The sequence below is a fragment of the Mesorhizobium sp. M0139 genome, from assembly GCF_040322455.1.
Classification (GTDB): Bacteria; Pseudomonadota; Alphaproteobacteria; order Rhizobiales; family Rhizobiaceae; genus Mesorhizobium.
Genome location: NZ_JAMYTN010000005.1, coordinates 1 through 24,941, shown reverse-complemented (window position 1 = coordinate 24,941; position 24,941 = coordinate 1). Strand labels below are relative to the sequence as shown.

Annotated in this window: 21 protein-coding genes; 6 read left to right on the top strand and 15 right to left on the bottom strand. The window is 63.1% G+C overall.

Annotation, left to right across the window (positions count from 1 at the left end):
- The first annotated feature begins 11 nt into the window (after positions 1-11).
- The 3 genes from NKJ58_RS09540 (at position 12) to NKJ58_RS09530 (ending at position 2,448) form a co-directional block, all read left to right on the top strand.
- On the top strand, positions 12-1,640 hold the full coding sequence (locus NKJ58_RS09540; protein ID WP_023814630.1) for a GMC family oxidoreductase: 1,629 nt from the start codon (positions 12-14) through the stop codon (positions 1,638-1,640).
- 20 nt (positions 1,641-1,660) lie between these two features.
- Positions 1,661-1,978, top strand: coding sequence for a Dabb family protein (locus NKJ58_RS09535; RefSeq protein ID WP_023814631.1), 318 nt, complete (start codon positions 1,661-1,663; stop codon positions 1,976-1,978).
- A gap of 236 nt (positions 1,979-2,214) precedes the next feature.
- Positions 2,215-2,448 (top strand): MFS transporter, encoded by a 234-nt coding sequence (locus NKJ58_RS09530; protein ID WP_023686435.1) that lies wholly within the window; start codon positions 2,215-2,217, stop codon positions 2,446-2,448.
- 29 nt (positions 2,449-2,477) lie between these two features.
- Here the strand turns inward: NKJ58_RS09530 and NKJ58_RS09525 are convergent, their stop codons facing one another.
- The 15 genes from NKJ58_RS09525 to NKJ58_RS09455 all read right to left on the bottom strand — a co-directional run bounded on the left by NKJ58_RS09525 (position 2,478) and on the right by NKJ58_RS09455 (position 19,257).
- Complete coding sequence (locus NKJ58_RS09525; protein WP_023683217.1) at positions 2,478-3,323, bottom strand: EamA family transporter; 846 nt, start codon at positions 3,321-3,323, stop codon at positions 2,478-2,480.
- A gap of 7 nt (positions 3,324-3,330) precedes the next feature.
- Positions 3,331-4,239, bottom strand: coding sequence for an endonuclease/exonuclease/phosphatase family protein (locus tag NKJ58_RS09520; RefSeq protein WP_023671173.1), 909 nt, complete (start codon positions 4,237-4,239; stop codon positions 3,331-3,333).
- A gap of 88 nt (positions 4,240-4,327) precedes the next feature.
- Entirely contained in the window at positions 4,328-5,881 is a 1,554-nt protein-coding gene (locus NKJ58_RS09515; RefSeq protein ID WP_023704038.1) for a cation:proton antiporter, read from the bottom strand.
- Between the two features lie 152 nt (positions 5,882-6,033).
- A complete protein-coding gene (locus NKJ58_RS09510) occupies positions 6,034-7,098 on the bottom strand; it encodes an ABC transporter ATP-binding protein (protein WP_023683214.1) in 1,065 nt (354 codons plus the stop codon).
- Positions 7,099-7,128: 30 nt separating this feature from the next.
- On the bottom strand, positions 7,129-7,920 hold the full coding sequence (locus NKJ58_RS09505; protein ID WP_023671171.1) for an ABC transporter permease: 792 nt from the start codon (positions 7,918-7,920) through the stop codon (positions 7,129-7,131).
- Entirely contained in the window at positions 7,917-8,831 is a 915-nt protein-coding gene (locus tag NKJ58_RS09500) for an ABC transporter permease (protein ID WP_023671170.1), read from the bottom strand. The genes NKJ58_RS09505 and NKJ58_RS09500 overlap by 4 nt, the downstream gene beginning before the upstream one ends.
- A 63-nt stretch (positions 8,832-8,894) precedes the next feature.
- Entirely contained in the window at positions 8,895-10,001 is a 1,107-nt protein-coding gene (locus NKJ58_RS09495; RefSeq protein WP_023814634.1) for an ABC transporter substrate-binding protein, read from the bottom strand.
- A 239-nt stretch (positions 10,002-10,240) separates the two neighbouring features.
- Entirely contained in the window at positions 10,241-11,413 is a 1,173-nt protein-coding gene (locus tag NKJ58_RS09490) for an iron-containing alcohol dehydrogenase (protein ID WP_352518395.1), read from the bottom strand.
- 18 nt (positions 11,414-11,431) lie between these two features.
- Positions 11,432-12,817, bottom strand: coding sequence for an aldehyde dehydrogenase family protein (locus tag NKJ58_RS09485; RefSeq protein WP_023691838.1), 1,386 nt, complete (start codon positions 12,815-12,817; stop codon positions 11,432-11,434).
- 13 nt (positions 12,818-12,830) lie between these two features.
- On the bottom strand, positions 12,831-13,250 hold the full coding sequence (locus NKJ58_RS09480) for a type II toxin-antitoxin system VapC family toxin (RefSeq protein WP_027049802.1): 420 nt from the start codon (positions 13,248-13,250) through the stop codon (positions 12,831-12,833).
- Entirely contained in the window at positions 13,247-13,702 is a 456-nt protein-coding gene (locus NKJ58_RS09475) for a DUF7662 domain-containing protein (RefSeq protein ID WP_023671165.1), read from the bottom strand. Before NKJ58_RS09475 ends, NKJ58_RS09480 begins: the two co-directional genes overlap by 4 nt.
- Before the next feature lie 88 nt (positions 13,703-13,790).
- Entirely contained in the window at positions 13,791-15,161 is a 1,371-nt protein-coding gene (locus NKJ58_RS09470) for a glutamine synthetase family protein (RefSeq protein WP_023701008.1), read from the bottom strand.
- An 80-nt stretch (positions 15,162-15,241) separates the two neighbouring features.
- Entirely contained in the window at positions 15,242-16,798 is a 1,557-nt protein-coding gene (locus tag NKJ58_RS09465) for an amino acid permease (protein WP_023691841.1), read from the bottom strand.
- Between the two features lie 78 nt (positions 16,799-16,876).
- On the bottom strand, positions 16,877-18,421 hold the full coding sequence (locus NKJ58_RS09460; protein WP_023686444.1) for an amino acid permease: 1,545 nt from the start codon (positions 18,419-18,421) through the stop codon (positions 16,877-16,879).
- Between the two features lie 17 nt (positions 18,422-18,438).
- Entirely contained in the window at positions 18,439-19,257 is an 819-nt protein-coding gene (locus tag NKJ58_RS09455) for an N-formylglutamate amidohydrolase (protein WP_023817250.1), read from the bottom strand.
- Positions 19,258-19,404: 147 nt separating this feature from the next.
- Here NKJ58_RS09455 and NKJ58_RS09450 point away from each other — a divergent pair, with 147 nt between their 5' ends.
- The 3 genes from NKJ58_RS09450 to NKJ58_RS09440 all read left to right on the top strand — a co-directional run bounded on the left by NKJ58_RS09450 (position 19,405) and on the right by NKJ58_RS09440 (position 24,692).
- Positions 19,405-20,229: a MurR/RpiR family transcriptional regulator gene (locus NKJ58_RS09450; protein WP_023817249.1), complete on the top strand. Its 825-nt coding sequence runs from the start codon at positions 19,405-19,407 to the stop codon at positions 20,227-20,229.
- A 171-nt stretch (positions 20,230-20,400) separates the two neighbouring features.
- On the top strand, positions 20,401-21,564 hold the full coding sequence (locus NKJ58_RS09445; protein WP_352518396.1) for an efflux RND transporter periplasmic adaptor subunit: 1,164 nt from the start codon (positions 20,401-20,403) through the stop codon (positions 21,562-21,564).
- On the top strand, positions 21,561-24,692 hold the full coding sequence (locus NKJ58_RS09440) for an efflux RND transporter permease subunit (protein ID WP_352853034.1): 3,132 nt from the start codon (positions 21,561-21,563) through the stop codon (positions 24,690-24,692). The genes NKJ58_RS09445 and NKJ58_RS09440 overlap by 4 nt, the downstream gene beginning before the upstream one ends.
- Positions 24,693-24,941: the final 249 nt, after the last annotated feature.

The following is a 24,941-nucleotide window of genomic DNA, read 5'->3' as shown; positions in this document are numbered from 1 at the left end:
TGGATAGAGTTATGACCGACTACATCATCGTAGGTGCCGGCCCGGCCGGCTGCGTTCTGGCCAACCGGCTGAGCGAGGATTCAGCGAATTCCGTGCTGCTGCTCGAGGCCGGCGGCAAGGACTGGCACCCCTACATCCACATGCCGGCGGGCTTTGCCAAGATGACCAAGGGAATCGCTTCCTGGGGCTGGTCGACTGTGCCGCAGAGGCACATGCAGGACCGCGTCTTCTGGTATACGCAGGCGAAGGTGGTCGGCGGCGGCTCGTCCATCAATGCCCAGATATACACGCGCGGCAACGCTCGCGACTACGACGCATGGGAGAAGGAAGAGGGCCTCGCGGGCTGGGGCTATCGCGACGTGCTGCCCTATTTCAAGCGCGCCGAGAACAACCAGCGCTTCGCCAACGATTTTCACGGCGACCAGGGGCCGCTCGGCGTGTCGAACCCGATTTCGCCGCTGCCGATTTGCGAGGCCTATTTCCGCGCCGGCCAAGAGATGGGCATCCCCTTCAACCCGGATTTCAACGGCGCTAGCCAGGAAGGCGTCGGCTACTACCAGCTGACCCAGAAGGACGCCCGGCGCTCATCCGCTTCGGTCGCCTATTTGAAGCCCATCCGCGCCCGCAAGAACCTGACGGTCCGAACCGATGTGCTGGTCACCCGCATCGTCGTCGAGAAAGGCCGCGCCATTGGCGTCGAGATCGTCGACAAACCCGGCGGCGAGAAGACCATCATGCGCGCCGAGCGCGAAGTGATCGTCTCGTCCGGCGCCATCGGTTCGCCGAAGCTGTTGATGCAGTCGGGCATCGGCCCGGCTGATCACCTGAAATCGGTCGGCGTGACGCCGGTGCATGATCTGCCCGGTGTCGGCTCCAACATGCAGGACCATCTCGATTTGTTCGTCATCGCCGAATGCACCGGCGACCACACCTATGACAACTACGCCAAGCTGCACCGCACCGCGTGGGCCGGCTTGCAGTATCTGCTGCTGAAGAAAGGGCCGGTCGCCTCCAGCCTGTTCGAGACCGGCGGCTTCTGGTACGCCGATCCGACCGCCGCCTCGCCCGACATCCAGTTCCATCTGGGACTGGGCTCCGGCATCGAGGCCGGCGTCGAGAGGTTGAAGAACCCCGGCGTGACCTTGAACTCGGCCTTCCTGCGCCCGCGCTCGCGCGGCACGGTGCGGCTGAGCAGCGCCGACCCGGCCGACCACCCGCTGATCGATCCCAACTATTGGTCGGACCCTTATGACCGCGCCATGTCGATCAAGGGCCTCAGGCTTGCGCGCGAGATCATGCGGCAGAAGGCGCTTGCACCTTACGTGTTGCGCGAGGTGCTGCCCGGACCATCGCTCGCCAGCGACGACGAGCTGATCGACTATGCCTGCCGCACCGCCAAGACCGACCATCACCCCGTGGGCACCTGCCGCATGGGCCATGACGATATGGCGGTGGTCACACCGGACCTGCGCCTGCGCGGCATCGAGGGCCTGCGCGTCTGCGATGCCTCGGTGATGCCGCGCGTGCCTTCCTCCAACACCAATGCGCCGACCATCATGGTCGGCGAAAAAGGCGCCGACATCATCCTCGGCCGCGAGCCGCTTCCGCCGGCGGTGTTCTCCGGCAATCGGGCCGCATAGCCACTTAGGAGAACGAACCAATGATCAGACACTGCGTCTTCGTACGCTTCCGCGGCGATGTGCCCGCCACCGAGCGCACGGCAATCCACGCCGATCTCGAAGCACTGCGCTCCGTCGTCGACGGCATGGACACGGTCCATTTCAGCACCAATGTCAGCCCGGAGCCGTTCGCGCGCGGCTTCAGCCATGCCTTCACCATCGACTTCCGCGATGCCGCCGCCCGCGACGCCTATCTCGTGCATGAAGCGCATCAGCGCGCCGGCGCCCGATTGGTCGCAGCGCTCGAAGGCGGCACCGACGGGCTGATGGTGTTCGATCTCGACATTACGAAAAAGTGACCGCTTTTCTTTCGAAAGCCGGCTGACGCCTGTTCTCTTTTGCGCCCCAAGGAACATATCGTTCCCCGGGGGCGTTTAGGAGGAACGTCGTGGCTCTCACCGCGCAGCAGAAGAAAACCGTCCTTGCCTCCTTCCTCCGCTGGACGCTCGACGCTTTTGATTTCTTCCTTCTGACGTTCCTGCTCACCGATATCGCAACCTGATTCAACACTGACGTTCCGGCAGTCTCCAAAGCGTTGTTCCTGACGCTGGCGACACGCTTCATCGGCGCCTTCTTCTTCGGCAGGCTGGCCGACAAATATGGGCGCAAGCCCATTCTGATGCTCAACATCGTCAGCTATTCGGTGATCGGCGCGCTGGCTGCCTTCTCGCCCAATCTCGTGGCTACGCGCTGGCGCTGTTTGCCGGCGTGGTCGCCGTCTGCATCATCCTCGTCATCCGCTTCAGTCCGGAACGGCGCGGACAGGTGATGACGGTGCTCGGCTGAAGTATCAGAATCTCAGCCCAGCCTGAGGGCCACGACACCGGCGACGATGCTGAGCGCGGCGGCGCCGCGCCAGCCTGTCATTTTCTCGCCGAGCGCGAAAACCGAGATCATCATGGCAAACAGGATCGACGTCTCCCGCAACGACGCCACCGAGGCGATCGGCGCCTTGGTCATCGCCCACATGACGATCCAGTAGGCCGCGCCGCTGAGCACGCCGGTGAACAGGCCTGCTTTCCAGTCACGCGCCAGCACGGGCAGCGCCTTGGGCCCGCGAAAGATGAGGCACAGCACCAGCGCCCACGTGGCATCGCAGATGAACAGCCATGCGGCATAGCTCGTTGCCGTTGCGGCCAGCCGCGCGCCGCTGCCGTCGGAGAGCGTATAGCTGGATATGAAGATCGAAGTGCCGAGCGCAAAGCCGACCGCCCGCACATTGATCCGCTCCAGATGCGCGCCGCCGCGAAACGACATCACCAGCGTGCCGGCCGACAGCAGCAGGATGCCGAGGATGGCGAACGGCGCCGGCATCTCCTGCACCACGACAACGCCGCCGAGCGCGGTCAAAAGCGGCGCCGTGCCGCGCGCCAGCGGATAGGTCTGGGCGAAATCGCCGGCCTTGTAGGCGCCGATGAGGAAGGTCCGGTAGCCCATGTGAAAGAGCACCGAGGCGATTATAAAGGGCCATACCGCGGCCTTTGGAAACTCGACGAAGGGCAGCACGAACAGTGCGGCAAAACCCATGCCCAGCGTCATCAGCGTGATCGACAGGAAGCGATCGAGATGCACCTTGACCAGCGCGTTCCAGATCGCGTGCATGGCGGCGGCGGCAAGCACCGCGAAAAAGACGAAAAGCGTCATTGAGGGCTCACCGATCTCCTGAGCTCAAAGGCGTTTCGAGATCGATATCGATCCGGACCGGAAAATGGTCTGAAGCGATCTCGCCTATATCGGCACTGACCGAGCGCACACGGTCCGCGAACATACCGCCGACGAAGCAATGGTCGAGCCGGCGTTTTGCCACTTTCCCGTCGATCGTTTTCACATGGGTGTGGAAATCGGCAGCCGGCTCGCTAGCGACGGCAGCGGCATCAACAAAGCCGTCGAGATAAGCTGCCCCGCGATGATAGGGCGTGCTGCCGACGATGCGGCTGTATTCGGCGCTGCCCGGCTCCATGTTGAAATCGCCCATCCAGATCGCAGCTGTCGGGTTTTCCGGCTCGGCCTCGCCACTGGTCCAGTTGCGCGAAGGCTCATCGTCCGCGCCGCTCCACGGGCCGCCCTCGGACGGCGCGCGGCGATGCTCGGCCAAGAGATAGTCGATCTGCTCCAGACGCTCCTCCGCCGCGATATGGGCGAGATGCAGCGACAGGACCCTTACCGGTCCGGCCGGCGTGCGGATCATGCATTCGAGCGCGGCGTTGCGCGTGTTGAGCGGCCGCAGCGTGCGGCGCATGGGCAGCGCGTGCAGCCGCGACCAGGCGATCGGCAGCTTCGACAGCAGCATGGTGCCGAACTGGCGGCGGCGGTTGACGACCCGGCCGTCGCGCTGCTCACTGGCGTCCATGTCGAAGGCCGGGCCATAGACCCAGTAATAGCTAGGCAGCAGCTTGGACAGGACCTCCGGCTGGTCGTCCTCATTGGTGCGCTGCCAATGCCGCTCGACCTCCTGCAGCGCGATGATATCGGCGCCGTCGACCAGCTTGGTGCAGCGCGAAAGATCGTAACGGCCATCGCCGCCGAACCCGTACTGGATGTTGTAGCTGACCAGCTTCATTGCTTATCCGGCTCAATTTCGCTTTGGCAGTAGCGGTTCGGCAGACGGGTTGCAATGTACCGGCACGACGGCGGAACTGGGCCAGCGTCTATGATGTGGTCAGCGGCTGGAACCGGCCCGCCGGCGATGCCGCCAGTTCGGCCCAGTCGATCTCTTCCTCCAGCCGGTGGTAGGCTTCGTCGCCGATCGTGCCGTTGCTGCGCAACTCCTCGAGCGTGTCGCGCTGGCGGTTGATGGCATAGAGGCGCAGCCGGTCGTATTCGGTCGCGGCCTGAGCGTCCTCCGGGTTTTCCGCAATCAGGCGCTGCGCTTCATACTGTTCGCGCACGACGGCGGCGGCCGCAGATGTCTTGCGGCTCAGCACGTCCAGTGCTGCCTGCATGATGGCGACGCGCGCCTGCGCCACCTCATTGTCGACGGTTCTATCGGGGTCGAAGTTGATCCAGCGCAGCAGCGGCTTCAGCGTCATGCCTTGCAGCACCAGCGTGCCCAGCACCACCGCGAAGGCGGCAAGCACTATCGGGTCGCGGCCGGGAAAATCGGCCGGCAGCGCAATGGCCACCACCAGCGTCACCAACCCACGCATGCCGCACCAGCCGACAATGACGGCGCCGCCGAACGTCGGCAATTCCCGCCTTGCCTCTTGGCTGCCGAAGCGGGCAAGCCACCGGATGATCGCGACGTAACTCGCCACCCAGACAAGGCGCGCGACGATAACGACGACCAGCACCGTTGCGGCGAAAAGGAATGCTTCGCCTTGCCCGTCGCCGGCCAGCCTGCCAACGATCGTGCGTGCCTGCAGGCCCATCAGCACGAAAGCCAGCACGTTGAGCACGAACACCGCCGACTCCCAGACCGAATAGGTGCTGACGCGGCGTCTCGCCGACGACTGGCGCGGCGCCCTGCGCGCAATGGTCATGGCATAGACGACGATGGTGATGATGGCGGAAAGGCCGAGCCTGTCGGCGATGATCCACACGGCGAAGGTTCCGGCAAACTGCACCACCGTGCTGCTCGCCGCATCCTCGATGCGGCCGAGCGCCAGCAGCGAGACGCGGCCAAACAGATAGCCCGCGATCACACTGCCGATCGTTGCCAGCAGGATCACCGGAACGGCGTTGCTGAGCATGATCGTGCCAAGCGCCGCCGAAACCGCCAGCCGGTAGATCAGCAGCGCCGTGGCATCGTTGAGCAGGCTCTCGCCCTGCAGGATGGCGGTGATGCGGTGCGGTACCTTGAACTGGCTGAGCACGGCGGATGCGGCCACCGCATCCGGTGGCGCGACGATGGCGCCAAGCGCGATTGCCGCCGCGATCGGCAGGCCGGCCATCTTCCAGCCGACCAAGGCAACCACCACGGTGGTGAAGACCACGGCGCCTAGCGCGAGCAACGCGAGCGACAGCCGGTAGCGCTTGAGGTCGCGCAGCGACGTGTCATAGGCGGCGTCGAGAAGCACCGGCGCGATGAACAGGGCAAGCGCCAGCTCCGGATCGATCTCGATCGTCGGCGCACCGGGTACGAAGGCAATCGCGACGCCGGCCAGAGCCAGCAGGGACGGATAGGGAATTTCCAGCCGCCGCGACAGCGCCGTCAGCGCGACGGCAGCCAGAAGCAGGATGAGGGTAAGTTCGAATAGCGCCATGGCCCATCGTAGCGGCGAAGCGGCATCATGGGCAGTGGCTGGATGGCAAGATGCTGTTGATTGTCCAGCAAACGCCCGACCTTGGCAGGATACGGCCGTTCATCGCGCTGGCCTGATTCGACCGTCTCGGTTCCCTTGGGATGCTGCTTTTACTAGTGCAGCACCAGCATGTCGCTCGATGAAAACGATATCTCCGCCTTCTCGCCAACAGCCGGCGGTGGTGTGGCCGGGCTGTTGAAGGTGTCGAGCGACACCGTGTTGCCGCCGATGCCGACGCGAACGCGAATGACCGAGCCGAGGAAGTGCACTTCGGAGATTTCGCCCGACAGGCTTGAATCGCGACCGGGCTGGCGTCCGAGCGAGATCGCCTCGGGACGCAGCGCCAGCGACAGCGTGTCGCCCGACTTCGAGCCGTTGAGCTTGCCCTTGAGCGAGACTTCCTGCGTGTTGACTTGCACCGTGCCGGCCGCGGCGTCAGTGACCTTGCCTTCGAGCACGTTCAGCGTGCCGACGAAGTTGGCGACGAACTTGGTCGCCGGCCGGTTGTAGATCTCGAACGGCGTGCCGACCTGCTCGGCCTTGCCGCCATACATCACCGCGATGCGGTCGGAGATCGACAGCGCCTCTTCCTGGTCATGGGTGACGAAGATGGTGGTGATGCCGAGCTTCTTCTGGATCGAGCGGATTTCCTCGCGCAACGACACACGTACCTTGGCGTCGAGCGCCGACAGCGGCTCGTCGAGCAAAAGCAGCTTCGGCTTCGGCGCGATGGCACGCGCCAGCGCGATGCGCTGCTGCTGGCCGCCGGAAAGCTGGTAGGGATAGCGGTCGGCCATCTGCGGCAGCTTGATGATGTCGAGCATCTCGGCCACGCGTCTGTCGATGTCCGCCTTGGGCATGCCGGCGACCTTCAGGCCAAAGCCGATGTTTTGCGCCACCGTCAGGTTGGGGAACAGCGCATAGGCTTGGAACACCATGCCGACATTGCGCTGGTTGGGCTTTAGCCTCGTGATGTCCTTGCCTGCGACGACGATCTTGCCCGCCGACGGCTCTTCGAAACCGGCGACCATGCGCAGCACGGTGGTCTTGCCGCAACCCGATGGCCCAAGGAAGGAAACGAACTCGCCCGGCTCGACATCAAGATTGAAATCTTCGACCACGGTGGTGGCGCCGAAGGATTTTCGCACATGCTGGATGGAGAGGAATGGTTCGGCCATGGCTTTTTCTTTCGATCAGTACTTTGTCGATCAGTTCGGGCGGTTCGCCGATCTCGGCGCGAAACGGGACAGGATCTGGATCAGCGACATACAGCCCCAGGTGATGGCGAAGGCGATGATGGCAAGCGCCGCCGGCTCATAGGCGCGGTTGGCGCCAACGTTTTGCAGATAGGGGCCGAAGGCGGGCCGGTTGAGCAAGCTGGCCATGGTGAATTCGCCAATGACGATGGCGAAGGTAAGGAAGGCGCCCGACAGCACGGCGATCAGCACATTGGGCAGGATCACACGACCAATGATCGTGCCCCAACCGGCGCCAAGGATCTGCGCCGCTTCGGTCAGCGTCCTGACGTCGATGGTGCGCAGTCCGGTATCGACCGCGCGATACATGTAGGGCAGCGCCAGCATTGCATAGCCGATGACCAGCAAGGCATTTGTGCCCATGTCGGTGGCCAGGAACGGCAGCGGCGAATTCGAACCGTACATCCTGATATAGCCGAAGACGATGACGATGGCGGGAATGACCAGCGGCAGCAGCGTGATGAACTCTACGATCGGCCGCAGTTGCGGCAGGCGCAGTCGAATCCAGTAGGCGGCGGGCACCACGATCAACACGCCCAGAATGATGGTGAAGATGGCGGCAAGCACTGAGTAGCCAAAGGTCGCCTGAAAACGAGGGTCGCCAAGCACGATCTGATAGGCGTCGAAGGAATAAGCGCCGCGCCGCATGCGCAAGGAAAATTCCACCGTCGCGATCAGCGGAATGAAGAAATAGGCCGCGCCCAGCCCGAAGACGACCCAGGCCCAGAATTTTCCGGACTTCATTTCAGCCACCTCTCCGAGCGCGTCCGGAACCAAATGTAGAAGACATTGGCCAGCCCGGTGATGACGATCATGCCGAAGGCGATCGCATAGCCGAGATGGGCATTGTGCAGCACGTCACCGCGTATCTGCGCATAGAGCAGGATCGGCACGATGTTGAGTGAAGAGCCGGTCAGCGCATAGGCGGTGGCGATGGCGCCGAAGGCATTGGCGAAGAGCAGGATGACCGTGCCGAGGAAACTCGGCCAGATCACCGGGATGACCACCATGCGCCAGTATTGCGTCTGGGTGGCGCCAAGCGTCGCCGCAGCCTCGCCCCACTCCTTCTTCAAGCCGTCGATCGCCGGCGTGATGATGACCACCATTAGGGGAATCTGGAAATAGACATAGGTCAGCGTCAGGCCCCAGAACGATAGGATGTTGAAGCCGTGCGCATAAATGTTGAGGCCGAACACGGTGTTGAGCAGCACCGTGGCGAGACCGAGGCGTCCGAGCGTGGCGATGAAGGCGAAGGCCAGCGGTACGCCGGCGAAATTGGAAGCCACGCCGGAGAATGTCAGCGTCGCCGAACGTATCCACTCCGGCAGGCCGCCGCGCACGATGGCGATGGCGATGCCGAGACCTGCGAAGGCGCCGATCAGCGACGAGGAAAGGCTGACCTTGAGCGAGATCCAGTAGGCGGCGACAATCGATGGCTGCGCCAGTGCTGCTATGTTTTCGAACGTGAATTCGCCGGCATCGTTCTGGAATGCACCCAGCATCAGATAGAGCGTGGGTAGGATCAGGAACATGATGGCGAAGATGAAGAATGGCGCAACGCCGAGCCATTGCGTCGGCAGTCGCATTGCACGCGCCTCGCTGGGGGGCGCGGTCTTCCCGGCAACTGCGTGATCGGAAAGCGAGATATCTGTCATGCGCCGGCTACCGTCTCCGAGGAACACCGGGCGGCCGCGAGGCCGCCCGGTTGGTTTCAAGCCTTACTTGACGTTGGCGCCGACGACGGCATCCCAGTTCTTGGTGACGGCTTCCTTTGCCTTGCCCTGCTCGTCCAGCGTCGGGAACACCGCGGCAGCGTAAGCCTCGGCCGGCGGCAGCTTGGCCATCACGTCCGCCGGGAGCTTGCCGTTCTTGGCAAGATCGTTGAAGCGGATCGGGTGGCAATAGCCCTTCAGCCAGCCGATCTGGCCTTCGTCGGAGTAGAGATACTCCAGCCAGAGCTTGGCAGCGTTCGGATGCGGTGCGAAAGCACTGATCGCCTGCACATAGACGCCGGCAACGACACCGGTCTTGGGCACGACGACGTCGACGGGCGGATTGCCCTTCAGCGTGTCGCGACCGGCAAGTGCATTGTAATCCCAGGTCACCAGGATCGGCGTCTGGCCTTGTGCCAGGGTCGCCGGTTTGCCGATGACCGGCACGAAATTGCCGGCGGCGTTAAGTTTCTTGAAGAAGTCGAGACCAGCAGTGCCAGCAGCTTCGCCGGCAGCCGCACCACCGGAAATGCCGGCCGCGTAGACGGCCTGGATGGCCTGGTTCGAGGCGCGCGGGTCGCCGGCAAGCGCCACGGTGTTGGCGAATTCCGGCTTCAGCAGGTCAGCCCAGTCAGCAGGCGCTTCCTTGACGAGGTCCTTGTTCACCAGGAAGGATAGCACGCCATAGTAGTCGCCGGTCCAGTAACCATCGGCATCCTTGGCGCTGTCCGGGATCGAGTCCCACGTCGACACCTTGTAGGGCATCAGCAGCCCATCCGCCTTGGCGGTCGGACCGAAGGACAGGCCGACGTCGATGACGTCGGGCGCCTGCGGGCCCTTGTTGTCCTTGTTGGCCTTGATCGCCTCTACCTCGTCGCCGGAGCCGGCATCGGGGTTGAGTTCGTTGATGGTGATCTCAGGATACTTCGCCTTGAAGCCGTCGATGACGGCGCCGTAGCCGCACCAGTCATGCGGCAGCGCGATGGTGGTGAGCTGGCCTTCCTTCTTCGCAGCGGCAACCAGTTCGTCCATGGACTGGGCCGACGAGATAGCAGAAGTCGCCATGAGGGCGACGGCCGAAAGGGAAAGCACTTTCCCTGTAAACTTGAACATGTGTTCTCTCCGTTGAACTGGCGTCCTGGACGCCTGCGATGCGGTATCGATTTCGTGTGACAGCCAGATGAAAGCTTTTTGAAACAGGCGCCCGGCGGCACGAAAAGTTAACTCTTTTTAACAGGCTGTAGCAATTAGCCTGCACTTAATTTCCCGGCTAATGGTTTATAGCCTTGCTTTTTGCCCCCTTGCCCTTCCTTTCCCTTCGTTTTTAGATCACGTCCGGCGCAGAAACCGCCTCAGACAGTGCCGGCGATAGTGTTCTCGAGCAGCGTCAGCGCCGCCTTTTTGGTCAGCCTGACCGGGTTGCCGCCGGCGGTCGGATCGACCACCGCCATGTCGGCGATCAGCCCTTTGCGCTTCTTGTCCATGTAGAGCCCCTTGATCAGATCGGGCAGCGCATGCGGCACCTTCAATTCCTTGCGCAGCTTGATGATCGCTTTGGCAAAGCCGTCGAAGCCACCCTTGATGCCGCAATAGGCAGCGAGCCGGGCAATCCGCTCCTCGATGGAGTCGCGATTGAAGGCCAAGACATAGGGCATGAACACCGCATTCGTCATGCCGTGATGGGTGTCGTAGAGCGCGCCGATCGGATGCGACAGCGAGTGGATGGCGCCAAGACCCTTCTGGAAGGCGGCAGCACCCATGGCGGCCGCACTCATCATGTGGGCGCGCGCGACAAGGTCCTTGCCGTTGGCGTAGGCCTTGGGCAGGTTCTCGAACACCAGGCGCACACCTTCCACCGCAATGCCGTCGGCCATCGGGTGATAGCCCGGCGCGCAATAGGCTTCGAGGCAGTGCGCCAGCGCATCCATGCCGGTGCCGGCGGTGATGAAGCCGGGCATGCCGACCGACAGTTCCGGATCGGCAATGACGATTGCCGGCAAAAGCTTCGGATGGAAGATCACCTTCTTGGTGTGCGTCGCCTCATTGGTGATGACGCCGGCACGCCCGACTTCCGAGCCTGTGCCGGCAGTGGTCGGCACGGCTATGATCGGCGCGATGGCATCCGAATTGGCGCGCGTCCACCAGTCGCCGACATCCTCAAAGTCCCAGATCGGCCGCGTCTGGCCAGCCTGGAACGCGATCAGCTTGCCGAGATCGAGCGCTGAACCGCCGCCGAAGGCGATGACGCCGTCATGCTTGCCCTTCTTGAACACGGCGATCCCGGCGGTGAGGTTGGAATCGACCGGGTTCGGCTTCACCTCGGAGAACACGCCATAGGATACCTTGGCGTCGTCGAGGATTTTCAGCGTCGAAGCGACGACCGGCAGTTTCGCCAACCCCGGATCGGTGACGAAAAGCGGCCGCTTAATGCCGGTGGCCGCGAGCACCTCAGGCAGTTCCTTGATGCGCCCGGCACCGAAGCGGACGGTGGTCGGGTAGTTCCATTTGGAGATCAGCTTGGACATGTCTTGTCTTTCAAAAAATCAGATGGCTTCGCGCAGATGGAAGGATTTCGGCCGGGTCAGATTGTCGTAGCCGAGCGCCGAAAGGGCGACGCCTTTGCCGGTGTCCTTGACGCCGGTCCAGACCAGCGCCGGATCGAGGTAGTCGCAGCGGTTCATGAACACGGTGCCGGTCTCGACGCGGTCGCCGATCGCCACCGCATGCTCGATATCGTCGGTCCAGATCGAAGCGGTCAGCCCGTAGGGGCTGTCGTTCATCAGCGCGATCGCCTCCTCGTCGTTGCGCACCTTCATGATGCCGACGATCGGGCCAAAACTTTCCTCGCGCATGACGCTCATCTGGTGGTCGACGCCGGTCAGCACTTCCGGCGCCAGATAGGGCGAGCCGGCCTTGTCGTTAGCCACCTTCATATTGATGTGTGCGATTGCACCCTTGCGCAGCGCCTCGGCCTTCTGCTCGCGGATCAGGTCGGCAAAGCGCGCCTGCGCCATCGGCCCCATTGTCGTCGCCTGTTCTAGCGGATTGCCGACGGCATAATTCTTCGTCTCGGCGATGAAACCTTCGACGAACTGGTCGTAGACCTTCTCATGCACATAGACGCGCTCAATGCCGCAGCAGCACTGGCCGGAATTGTAGAAGGCGCCGTCGACCAGATTGGCCACCGCATGGTCGAGCTTGGCGTCGGGCAGCACATAGGCCGGATCCTTGCCGCCGAGTTCGAGCCCGAGCGTCATGAAGGTGCCGGCCGCCGCCTTCTCGATGGCGCGGCCGCCGCCGACCGAACCGGTGAAATTGACATGGTCGATCTTGCCCGAGCCGAGCAGCTTCTCGGTCTGGGCATGGTTCAGCACGACATTCTGGAACACGCCCTTGGGCAGCCCAACCTTGTCGAACGCCTGCTGGAACCGTTCGCCGACCAGCAGCGTCTGCGCCGCATGTTTGAGGATAACGGTATTGCCGGCCATCAGTGCCGGCACGATGGTGTTGACGGCGGTCAGATAGGGATAGTTCCACGGCGCGATCACCATGACGACGCCGAGCGGATCCTTCTTCACATAGCGTCGGAAGCCGTCCTTCGGGTTGGATGCCGGCACGGATTTCAGCGCGGCTTCAGCGATCTCGACCATGTAATTGGTGCGTTCCCTGACGCCGCCGAACTCGCCGCCATAGCGCACCGGTCGCCCCATTTGCCAGGCGATCTCCGGCACGATCTCGTCGGTCATCGCGACCAGCGCTTCGAGCATCGCCAGCATAAATTTGCCGCGCTCGACGATCGGTGTCAGCGCCCACTTCTCCTGCGCCGCCTTGGCGCGCTCGACCGCGGCATTGATCGCCTGGTCGGTCGCGATCGGCCGCTCGGCGTAAATCGAACCATCGATGGGCGATTTGAGTTTTACGGTTTCCAAAGGATACTCCAAGTTAGCAGGCTAGGGTGCGCAGATGGCCATTGCGGCCATAGCGAAGGATGGGCTCGTCACGCGTCACCAGAACCATGTCCAACGCTCTCGCACTTGCCATCAGTATCCGATCGATGGGATCACCATGAGGCGGACCGGGCAGGTTGGATGACGCAATCAGAATGGCTGGTGAGATAGCGCTGAGCTTTGCCGACATTCGCTCGATGAATCGCTCCACGAAGTCGAGTGGTGCCAATGGCAGATTGAGCCGACCCTTGGCTACGCCGATTCCGATCTCCCATGCCGACATCGGTGAAAGATACAGACGGCCGTCATAGGCCGCTTCCGAAATCTCCCGGCTTGCGTGCGGATCGATCAGACTATCGTTGGCGACAAAGATCACCGCACATGTATCCAGAAGCAGGTTTGGCCCTTCGCTCATTTACGCACCGCAAGTTTGCCGTCACGCGCGTCAGCCTCACCGCCCAGATAGCCCCGGTCCCATGGCTCGTCATCGAAAGGTTTGGTGATATCAAATCCGGCTTCGATCGTTATTAGGCCCTTCATGAAACCAAAACCGGGGTGGCGATCCGCGCGCGCCTCCTTTGGCGCGGCAGGCACGCTACCACTGGGCGGCGCCGAAATGGGCTCTTTGCGAACGCGGCGAAATACCAGTTTCCCACTCCCTATATTGACGGATTCGGTCTCGAACCCAGCCTCAAGCCACTCCCTTGTCATGGGATTGTTGCTCGGATTGTTGCTCCACCATGCAGGGTATTGCTTCGATGCGGGCAGCGGCAGATTGAGCACTCTCTCGATTTCGGCGAACGACATCGGAACGCGATCGACATTCTGGGCAATGAGAAAGTCCTTGAGCGGCGCATATTTGGACATTGCAAACTCCTCAATGTAGCGCACTGCAGTTTACAGGCCATATGGTACTAACTTCACCACATTGTCAACATTAAAGCTGTATAAAGTTTTAGTACCGCTCGAACCCTCTGTGCAGTTCCCAATCCGTAATGCGGCGGTCGTATTCGAACTGCTCCCACTTTGCGGTGTGGACATAATGTTCGAGCACATCGTCGCCGAGCGCCTGCTTCAGCATCTTCGACTTGGCCAGCGTCTCGGTGGCGTCACGCAGCGTTTTCGGGATCTCCGGCAGGCGCGAGGCCTGGTAGGCATCGCCGACGAACGGCTTCTGCAGTTCGAGCTTCTCGTCGATGCCGGCAAGGCCGGCGGCGATCAGCGCCGCGAAAGCGAGATAGGGGTTTAGGTCGGCGCCGCCGATGCGGCATTCCATGCGGATGCCCTTGGTGCCCTCACCGCACAGGCGGAAGCCGGCGGTGCGGTTGTCCTCGCTCCACATGATCTTGGTCGGTGCGAAGGTGCCGGCCTGGAAGCGCTTGTAGGAGTTGATGTAGGGCGCCAGGAACCAGGTAAACTCCCTGGCGTATTTGAGCTGCCCAGCCGCCCATTGCTGGCCAAGCGTGGACAAAGTCCAGTCCGCCTTCTTGTCGAAGAACAATGGCGTCTTGCCATCGGCGCTCCACAGCGAATTGTGGATGTGGCTGGAGTTGCCCGCGAGCCCGTAATTGTATTTCGACATGAAGGAAATCGACTTGCCTTCGGACTCGGCAATCTCCTTGGCGCCGTTCTTCAGGATGACGTGGCGGTCCGCCATGTCGAGCGCCTCGGCATAGCGCACATTGATCTCTTCCTGGCCCGGGCCCCATTCGCCCTTGGAGTTTTCGATCGGGATGCCCGCCGCTTCCATCTCGTTGCGAAGCCGGCGCATGACGCCTTCTTCCTTGGTGGTGATGCCGATCTGGTAGTCGCCGATATAAGGCGACGCGGTGTCGAGCCCCTGCCAGTGCTTCTTGCGGGCGGAATCGTAGGTCTCGTTGAACAGGTAGAATTCGAGCTCGGAGGCGAAGTAGCCGATATAGCCGCGTTCGGTGAGCCGCTTGACCTGCTTTTTCAGCATCGCGCGCGGCGAATGCGGAAGGTCGTCATGGGTGTGGTGGTCGAGCACGTCGCAGATCACCAGCGCGGTCTTTTCCAGCCACGGAATCCGCCGCAGCGTCGCAAGGTCCGGCTTCATGACGAAGTCGCCATAGCCCTTCGACCAGCTTGCCGCCTTGTAGCCCGGCACCGGCTCCATATCGATGTCGGCGGCGAGCAGATAGTTGCAGCCATGCGTCTCGTCATGAGCAGAATCCACAAAGTACTGCGCCAGGAAACGCTTTCCCGCGAGCCGCCCCTGCATGTCGACGATGCAGGCCAGCACCGTGTCGATCTCGCCACTGGAGACCGCTTTCTTCAACTGATCGAACGAGAAATTTCCGGCCATTTCCTTTGGCACTCCAGTGCTTGGTCGTTGAGGACGAAACCATAGCCGGCTGCACGCCGGCCATGGCCATGATGGTGACGTCAGTGGCCGGTTTCGCCGACCGCCTGTTCGGCGGCCTTGATCGCTGCCTGACGTGCCGCGATGATGTCCCCCAGCGGCGGGCCCTGGAAGCGATTGCGCTCGAAGGCGAACCAGACAATCGCCGTCAGGATGAAGAAGCCGACGGTGATGTACAGCGCCCAGTCGTTCGGCGGCTGGATGCCGATGATGAAGATCAGGATCATCGACACGATCGAGAGAACGCCGAACAGCATGAAGATGCCACGGCCCAGGTTCCACGGTCCCATCTTGTCCCACTTCGGCGTTCCCCAGGCCACCATGCCGAGCACGATCGGCACGGTGAAGGACAGGAACAGGAAGATGACGGTGCAGGACACGACGATGGTGTAGGCCGAGGTGCCGGCGACCGAAACCAGCGTCGAACCCCAGACGAACAGCACCGACAGGACCGACGCCGTCCAGATCGCCGCCACCGGCGTGCGATAGGTCGGGCTGACCTTGGCCAGTGCAGACGAGCCCGGCAGGCCGCCGTCACGCGAGAAGGCAAAGATCATGCGCGAAGCCGAGGTGACGGTTGCGAGGCCGCACAACAGCTGGGCGATGAACACGACGAGGTAGACGAACTCCTTGAGGCCGGGACTGACGCGCTGGTCGAAGGCCCAGAAGAACACGTTCCAACCCTGCTTGGCGGCGTCGTCCATGTTGGGGATCATCAGTACGAAGGCGGCCAGGAACAAATAGCCGAAGACCGCCGACCAGATAACCGACATCACCATCGCACGCGGCACCGATGAGGCCGCCTTGATGGTTTCCTCGGAAGTGTGTGCCGAAGCATCGTAGCCGGTGATGGTGTAGATCGGCAGCAGAAGGCCGAGAGCGAACACCCAGGCGTTCGAGACGGACGGCCAGACGCTGGCGCCGGCCTCACCCGAGTAGTTGTGGAAGGTGAAGAGCCGGCTGAAATCCCAGGTCTCGGCGGAGAACAGGCAGACGACAGCAATCAGGATCGAGCCGAAGAAGATCAGGTAACCCGAAAAGTCGGTCAACTTCGCAGTCAGCTTGATGCCGAGATGGTTGATCAGCGCTTGGGCGCCGGTGATGATGACCAGGAAGATCATCTGATTGGTCAGCGTACCCTCGATGCCGAGCGTCGGCCCGAAGGCGCCGATGAAGAACGTCCAGGTGCCGACATTGATGGCGCCGAGCACGGTGATCAGGCCGAGCAGGTTGAGCCAGGCCGTCACCCAGCCAGTGCCGCGATTGCCGAGGATCGAACCCCAGTGATAGAGGCCGCCGGCCGTCGGATAGGCCGAGCTGATCTGCGACATGGCGACCGCGAAGGTCAGCGAGACGAAGCAGCCGACCAGCCAGCCGATGCCGATGCCGATGCCACCGGCGCCCGACGTTGCCTGCGCCAGCGAATTGATGCCGCCCGACAGGATGCAGATGATGGAGAAGGAAACGGCGAAGTTGGAGAAGCGGCTTAGCCGCCGCTCAAGTTCCTGGGCGTAGCCCATGGAATGGAGGTGCTTTACGTCTTCCGCCTTGTCTGTGTCTGAATAACCCGGTGCTGCCATTGTAGTCCCCTTTGCGTTCTTAGCTGGCCGGCCCTGCCCCGGTCGGCTTGCACCGGCCGGAGCATCTAGTCTTTGCTGTTAGCCTGCCGTCTGGCCGACGGCTGCTTCCGCGGCCGCGATCTCGGAAGCGCGGCGAGCAATGTCGGCGCCGATCGGCGGGCCCTTGAAGCGGCGCGATTCGATGCCGAACCACAGCACCACGAGCAGAACGATCAGGCCGATGGCATAGTTGATCAGGATGTCGAAGGGCGGCTGGATGCCGGCATACATCAGCACCAGAACGCCAAGCACCGTGATGACGGCGAACGGCTTGGACCAGATGCCGAGGCGGAACGGGCCGAATTCGGTCCAGCTCTTGCCCTCGGCAAGCAGGCCGGCGGCCACGGGCATGGCGTAGGACACGTAGAGGAACAATGCACAGCCGGCCGCCAGTGCGGCAAAAGCCGGCGAGTACAATGTCGCTGCGACCGCGAGCACCGCTCCGAGCCAGATCGCCGCCACCGGCGTGCGCCATGTCGGGCTGACGGTTTTCCACACCGACGAACCGGGCAGGCCGCCGTCACGCGCGAAGGCAAAGATCATGCGCGAGGTCGACGTCAGTCCGGCAAGAGCGCAGATGAAGTTCGCCAGCACGATCGCGATGGCAATGATGCTCTTCAGCAGGAATGGTGCCGGCAGGTTGTTGAAGAGATTGAACCAGGCATTGGCGCCATCCTTGGCCGTCGCTGCCAGATCGGGGCTGGCCAGTACGAACGAAACGGCCATGACGAAGCCGAACACCAGCGACCACAGGACCGAATGGATCATGCCGCGCGGCACCGCCACGCGGGCATTGTGGGTCTCTTCGGACGTGTGGGCCGAAGCGTCGAAGCCAGTGATGGTGTAGAGTGGGTAGAGCAGGCCGATCAGGAAGGCGACGAGTGCCGTCCGTGCGGTCGGAACGTAGCCTGCGCCTGGATCACCGGTGTTGTTGACGAAGGTGGTGAGCCGCGAGAAATCCCAGCTTGCGCCCCAGATCAGGAACATCGCGGTCAACACGACGGCGACGACCAGAATGAGGTAGCCCGAGAAATCCGTCAGCATGGTGGTGAGCCTGATACCGAAATGGTTGATCAGCGCCTGCGCGACCGTGATGATCACAACGCCGATCACCTGCTCCTGATAGCCCCACGCGGATACGTCGTGACCGAACACGCCGGACCAGACAAGGTCCTTGAACAGCGCATAAACGCCGACATTGACCGAGGCGACGACGAAGACCAGGCCGAGCAGGTTGATCCAGGCCGTGGCCCAGCCCCAGCCGCGCCCGCCGAGAATTGACGACCAGTGGTAGAGACCGCCGGCCGTTGGGTAGGCCGAGCCGATCTGGCCAAGGGACGCGGCAACGACAAGTGCAAAGACGCCGCCGATGACCCAGCCGACAGTCGCCTCGAAGCCGCTGCCGGTCGCCATGGCCAGCGGGAAGGACGTGATGCCGCCCGCCAGAATGCAAATGATCGAAAAGGAAATAGCGAAGTTCGAGAAGCCGCTCATGCGGCGAGCCAACTCCTGGGCATAGCCCATGCTATGGAGGGTTTTTACATCCTCCGATCTTTCAGCGTCTGATTTGTCCGGTCCTGCCATTTTCGTCCCCTGTTTTTCTAGCTGGCCGATTGAACTGACTTTCCCACTGCGTGTCGCCGGGAACCCTTGGCCTCCTCGGGTTCCAGGTCAGAAAAAATGCCTGTGAGCAGATCCGCCCATTTCCGCTGCCCGGTCTCGCCGGAGATCTCGTCGTTGCGGATTTCGATCATTGCGCAGGCAAGGCCGCGCGAGCGTGCATGGCGCTCCAAAGTGAAATAGACGCGGTCGGCCGGCGAATAGGGCTCGTTGATGCCGACAGTGACGCCGGAGAGCCGCTGCAGCGCCGCTATGAGCGGCGACGCCAGCCGGCGGTCGTCATCGTGGATGATGCCGATATGCCAGGGCCGGTTCTTGCCCTTGTAGACCGGGGTGAAGGAATGCACCGACACCAGCCGGGTCTCCTGCCCACGCGCCTGCCGGTCGTCGATGATCGATGCGATCGTGTCGTGGAACGGCCGCCACGACAAAGCGATGCGCTCGGCGCGCTCACTGTCCGACAGGCCGGCATTGCCCGGAATGGCCGTCGTCTCGCTGACCGGCGGCACCAGGTCCGGTGCGTCGAGCGGACGGTTGCAGTCGATTATCAGGCGCGAGATGCGGGTTTCGATGAGCGTCGCATCGAGGGCGGTCGCGATGCGGCGCGCCACCGGCAGCGCGCCGGGGTCCCAGGCGATGTGGCGGGAGAGGTCCTCGGCCGGCAGGCCAAGCGTGCCGAATTCGGACGGCAGGAAGTTGGAAGCGTGGTCGCAGGTCAGCACGAAAGGGCTGGACCCGCCGGGGTTCGTCACCCCTACGGTATCAGACGATGCAAGGCTGGCGGGCCGTGCTCTCTCCATAGTCTGCCGTCCCCTGGGGAGCGCTGTATCTTATGTTACGTATTTTGCCTCATTGCGTCCCTGTGGATGATTTCATACAGTTTGTCCGGCTTTGTCAAATGCGATTTCGGGGAAGCGGTCTGGACGGGCTCAGGGGTGGGGAAAACGATGATTTCCAGCATTGCCGAACTGATTTCGGACCGCATCGGCACGATGCCGGCCGGCGAGCGCCGCGCCGCGCAGACACTGATTGCGAACTATCCGCTGATCGGGCTGAAGACGGTCGCCGAGTTCTCGACCGCCGCCGGCGTATCGTCGCCGACCATCCTGCGCTTTGTCTCCAGGCTGGGGTTCCAGAACTATCCCGAATTCCAGTCGGCGCTGCAGGACGAACTGGCGGCGCAATTGCAATCGCCGGCATCGCGCACGCTCAACCCGGCCTCCCCAAGCGGTGCAGTATCGCCAATGCTGGAGGCGACGCTGGACAATATGCGCGAGACCTTCAGGCATCTCTCCGACAGACAGCTTGCCGACATCGCCGAAAGGCTCGCCGAACGGCGCGGCAAGACATTCCTGATCGGCGGCCGCTTCACCGATCCGTTGGCACGCTACATGGCCGCCCATCTCGCCATCATCCAGCCCGATGTCTATCACCTTGCCGGCCAGGAGAGCATCTGGCGCGACCGGCTGATCGACATGGGCAAGCGCGACGTGCTGGTGATCTTCGACATCAGGCGCTATCAGGACAGTCTGGTCCGCTTTGCCCAGACCGCGCATCAGCGCGGCGTTCAGATCGTGCTGTTCACCGACCAGTGGCTATCGCCGATCGCCCGCTTCGCCCGCCATGTCATTGCCGGACGCACCGCCGTGCCTTCGGCGTGGGACTCTTCGGCCGCTCTGTTCGTTGTCGCCGAGACGCTGATCGGCGCCGTCACCAGGCAGCTCGAGGCCGACAGCGCCAGGCGCATCCGCGACCTCGAAAGCCTGCGCTGACACGCTCAATCCCCGCCGCAGGTGCGCAAAATTACGCAGATTTAATGTGCATGGAAGCGGCAGAATTGCCATAAAGCCATGATATTGTGGCGGCTTCGCACATACTGGGTGCGTCGCTGCGCGTTTTTTTGCTTGGCGAAACCGGTAGACGTTTTGCCAACCGGAGTGTCGATGGTCGCCTGGAAACAGATCGTTTTTGCGCTTGTGATCCTGGTCGCGGCTGTCCTCGCCTGGGCGCGATTCTTCCCGGGCGCGCCGGAGGTTCTAGCACGCTGGGGCATCGACTGGACCTATCCTTCGGCGCCCGCCACAACCGGTGCGGTCGACACGACAAAACAGGCAGGCGGCCGCAACGCTGCCGGCCGCCCGGCAAATGTCGTCGCCTTGCCGGCGACCACCGCCACCATCAACGATCGCCTGCAGGCGATCGGCACCGGCCGCGCCAACGCCTCGGTGACGGTCAACCCATACAGCTCTGGGCGCCTCGTTGAATTTCTCGTCCAATCCGGCACCCGCGTCGACAAGGGGCAGATCATCGCTGTTCTCGATTCCGAGACCGAGGTGATCTCGCAAGATCGTGCCAAGCTTGCCTTGCAGGATGCCCAGGACAAGCTCGAGCGGGTGAAATCATTGAGGGCCTCCAACGCCGCGACCCCGGTCGCCGTCGCCGATGCCCAAGTGGTGCTGGCCGGCGCCAAACTGGCGCTGCAGGATGCCGAACTCGCCTTGCAGCGTCGTTCGATCGTCGCCCCTATCGCCGGCACGGTCGGCATCCTGCCGATATCGGCCGGCAATTACGTCACCAGCCAGTCGGCGATCGCCACGCTTGACGACCGCTCCTCCATCCTGGTCGATTTCCTGGTGCCCGAGCGCTTCGCCGCCGCCGTCAAGGTCGGCGCGCAACTGTCGGCGACGCCGATCGCCAATCCGAGCAAGGCCTATACCGGCACTGTGTCGGCCATCGACAACCACATCGACGAAAAGAGCCGCACCCTGCTGGTCAAGGCTGCAATCGCCAATCCGGCGGATTCGCTGCGCGCCGGCATGTCGTTCGGCATCACCATGCGCTTCCCCGGCGACACCTATCCGGCCGTCAGCCCGCTGGCAATCCTGTGGGGTTCCGACGGCGCCTATGTCTGGCAGATCGAGGACGGCAAGGCCAGGCGCGTTCCCGTGCGCATCATCCAGCGCAACACCGAGACGGTGCTGATCGACGCCGAGATCGAGGATGGCGACATGGTTGTGACCGAGGGCACCCAGAGCGTCAGCGAAGGCGGCGCGGTCCGCATCGCCGGCCAGGATCAGCGGGCCGCGGACGCGGCCGAAGGCTCATGACCGCGCCTGTCAGCACCGCCAACGAAACCGGCTTTACCGCTCTCTTCATCCGCAGGCCGGTCATGGCCTTCGTGCTGAACACGCTGATCGCAGTGGCCGGCCTTGCCGCTTTCTACGGCGTCGAAATCCGCGAACTCCCCGATGTCGACCGCGCCGTGGTCACCGTGTCGACGGCTTTCGAGGGTGCCGCCGCCGAAACCGTCGACCGTGAACTGACCGACACCATCGAGGGTGCGGTCGCGCGCGTATCCGGCGTCAAGTCGATCTCGTCGACCTCGTCCTTCGGCCAGAGCCGCGTCACCATCGAGTTCAACGACGGCGTCGATTTGAACGTCGCCGCTTCCGACGTGCGCGACGCGGTCGGCCGTGTCGCCAACATGATACCGGACACCGCCGATCCGCCGCGCATCGTCAAGGCCGATGCCAATTCCGATGCCGTGATGCGACTGGCCGTCACCTCCGACACCATGTCGGTGCAGGACATGACGGTGATTGTCCAGGACCAGATCGAGGACGAACTGGCTGCCGTGCCCGGCGTCGCCGACGTTCAGGTCTATGGCGACCGCGACAAGATCTTCCGCATCGATGTCGACCAGAACAAGCTCGCCAGCCTCGGCTTCACTGTCGCCGATCTGAGGGCAGCGCTTGCCTCGGTCGCTTTCGATTCACCAGCCGGTTCGATCACCACCACCAACCAGGATCTCATCGTCCGCACCACGGCCGATGTGACGACGCCGGAAGAATTCGAAAACATCATCATCGGCGGCACGACGCGCATCCGCGACGTCGCCACCGTCACGCTCGGTCCCGACATCGGCCAGACCTCGTTGCGCTCCGACGGCAAGACCGGCATTGGCCTTGGCATCATCCGCCAGGCGGAATCGAACACGCTGGATATTTCCACCGGAGTGAAGGCAGCCGTCGCCAAGCTGCAGGAAAACCTGCCCAAGGGCATGTCGATCAAGATCACCAGCGACGACGCAGTCTTCGTCAACGGCGCCGTGCACGAGGTCGAGATCGCGCTCGGCCTGTCGATCTCCATGGTGCTGATCGTCATCTACATCTTCCTGCTCGACTGGCGCGCGACGCTGATCCCTGGTCTGTCAATGCCGGTCGCCATGATTGGCACCATCGCCGCCATCTATCTCGCCGGCTTCTCCATCAACATCCTGACGCTTCTGGCGCTGGTGCTGGCGACCGGCCTTGTCGTCGACGACGCCATCGTCGTTCTGGAAAACATCGTGCGACGGCGCAACGAAGGCATGGGGCCTCGTGCCGCCGCCGTGCTCGGCGCCCACGAAGTGTTCTTCGCCGTCATCGCCACGACGCTGACGCTCGTTGCCGTTTTCGTGCCAATCTCCTTCCTGCCGGGACAGACCGGCGGCCTGTTTCGGGAATTCGGCTTCGTCCTCGCCATGTCGGTGCTGCTCTCCTGCGTGGTGGCGCTGACGCTGTGCCCGATGCTGGCCTCGCGCATGTTGACCGGCGCATCGCTCCACCATGAAGGCGGTCACGGCATTGGCGCGCGCGTCGGTGGCGCGCTGAACGCGGCCTACAAGCGCGCCCTGCATGCCTGCCTCGGCGCGCCGTGGATCGTGCTGCTGGTTGCGGTGCTGTTTGCGGGCGTCGCCTTCAGCCTGTTCGGCACCATCCGCCAGGAACTGACGCCGAGCGAGGACCGCGCCGTCGTGCTGTTGCGCATCAACGCGCCGCAAGGCGTCAGCCTCGATTACACCACGCAGCAGATGCAGAAGATCGAGCGGCTGATCCAGCCGCTGCGCGATTCCGGCGAGATCGTCTCGACCTTCGAAAACGCCGGCCAGAACGGCGCCTACAATTCCGGCTTCATGGTGATGACGCTGGCGCCGTGGGACGAGCGCACGCGCAGCCAGCAGGAGATCATGGCGCAGATAAGCCAGCTGACCCGGCAGGTGCCATCCGTGCGCACCTTCCCGGTGCAGGCCAATAGCCTCGGCATTCGCGGCGCCGGCAACGGCCTGCAATTCGCGCTGGTCGGCAACGACCGCAAGGCGCTCGGCGACGCGGCGGTGAAGATCATCGCCCGGATGCAGGCCGATCCGCGCTTCCAGACGCCGCGGCTTTCCATCGACCCGACGCAGCCGCAGCTGGCGGTGGCGATCGACCGCGAGCGCGCCTCCGATCTCGGCATCGACATATCGGGTCTCGCCAACACCTTGCAGGCGATGCTCGACGGCAACGATGTCGTCGATGTCTACATCGCCGACCGCAGCTATGGCGTGAAGCTGGTCTCGACCACCAACCCGATCAATGATCCGACCGATCTGGAAAACATCTTCCTGAAGACCGCCGACGGCCGCTTCGTGCCAATGTCGACCATCGCCACGCTGACCGAGCGCGCCGTGCCGCCGTCGCTGACCCGCGAACAGCAGCAGCCTTCGGTGGCGATCACCTCGAACCTGAACGGCAATTTCGCACTGGGTGACGCGCTCGGCGTTGCCGAGCAGATCGCCGCCCCGCTGCTGCCGCCGGGCAGCCGCGTCCTGCCGCTGGCCGAAGCCGCGACGCTCGGCGAGACCAACAGCGCCATGATCACCATTTTCGGCTTCGCGCTGGTCATCATCCTCCTGGTGCTCGCCGCCCAGTTCGAAAGCTTCGTCAGCGCCGTCATCATCATGGCGACGGTCCCCCTCGGCCTTGCCTGCGCAATCTTTGCGCTGCTTTTGTCAGGCACCAGCCTCAATGCCTACAGCCAGATTGGCCTCGTGCTTCTGGTCGGCGTCATGGCCAAGAACGGCATCCTCATCGTCGAATTCGCCAACCAGCTGCGCGACCGCGGCCTCGGCGTGCGCGAGGCGATCGAGCAGGCCTCGATCATCCGCCTGCGGCCGGTGATGATGACGATGATCTGCACCATTCTCGGCGGGGTCCCGCTGGTGCTGGCCGCCGGCGCCGGTGCCGAAGCGCGCATCGCGCTCGGCTGGGTCATTGTCGGCGGGCTGGGTCTCGCCACCGTCTCGACGCTGTTCCTGACCCCGGTCGCCTACCTCCTGCTCGGCCGCTTCGTCACGCCGAAGACGCATGAGGAAGCGAGGCTGAAGCGGGAGCTTGAGGAAGCGGCGTACGCCAATGTCGAGCCGGCGGAGTAGCTCCGCTTACCATCCCCCTTGTGGGGAGGGTCGGACCGCAGGTCCGGGGTGGGGGTGCAGCGCCAACTAACGTCGGTCCAGCGCTCCCGCGAATAACAGAGGTAGGAGCCAAGACCCCCACCCCGACGAAAGAGCAAAATTGCTCTTTCGTGGGGCCGCTGCCCCAGGGGGGGGGGGGGGGAAGAGAGGGTGTGATTGAAGACTTTCGCGGGAGGCGGCGACGGAGTGTTTGGTTGGTGGTGTGGTCGG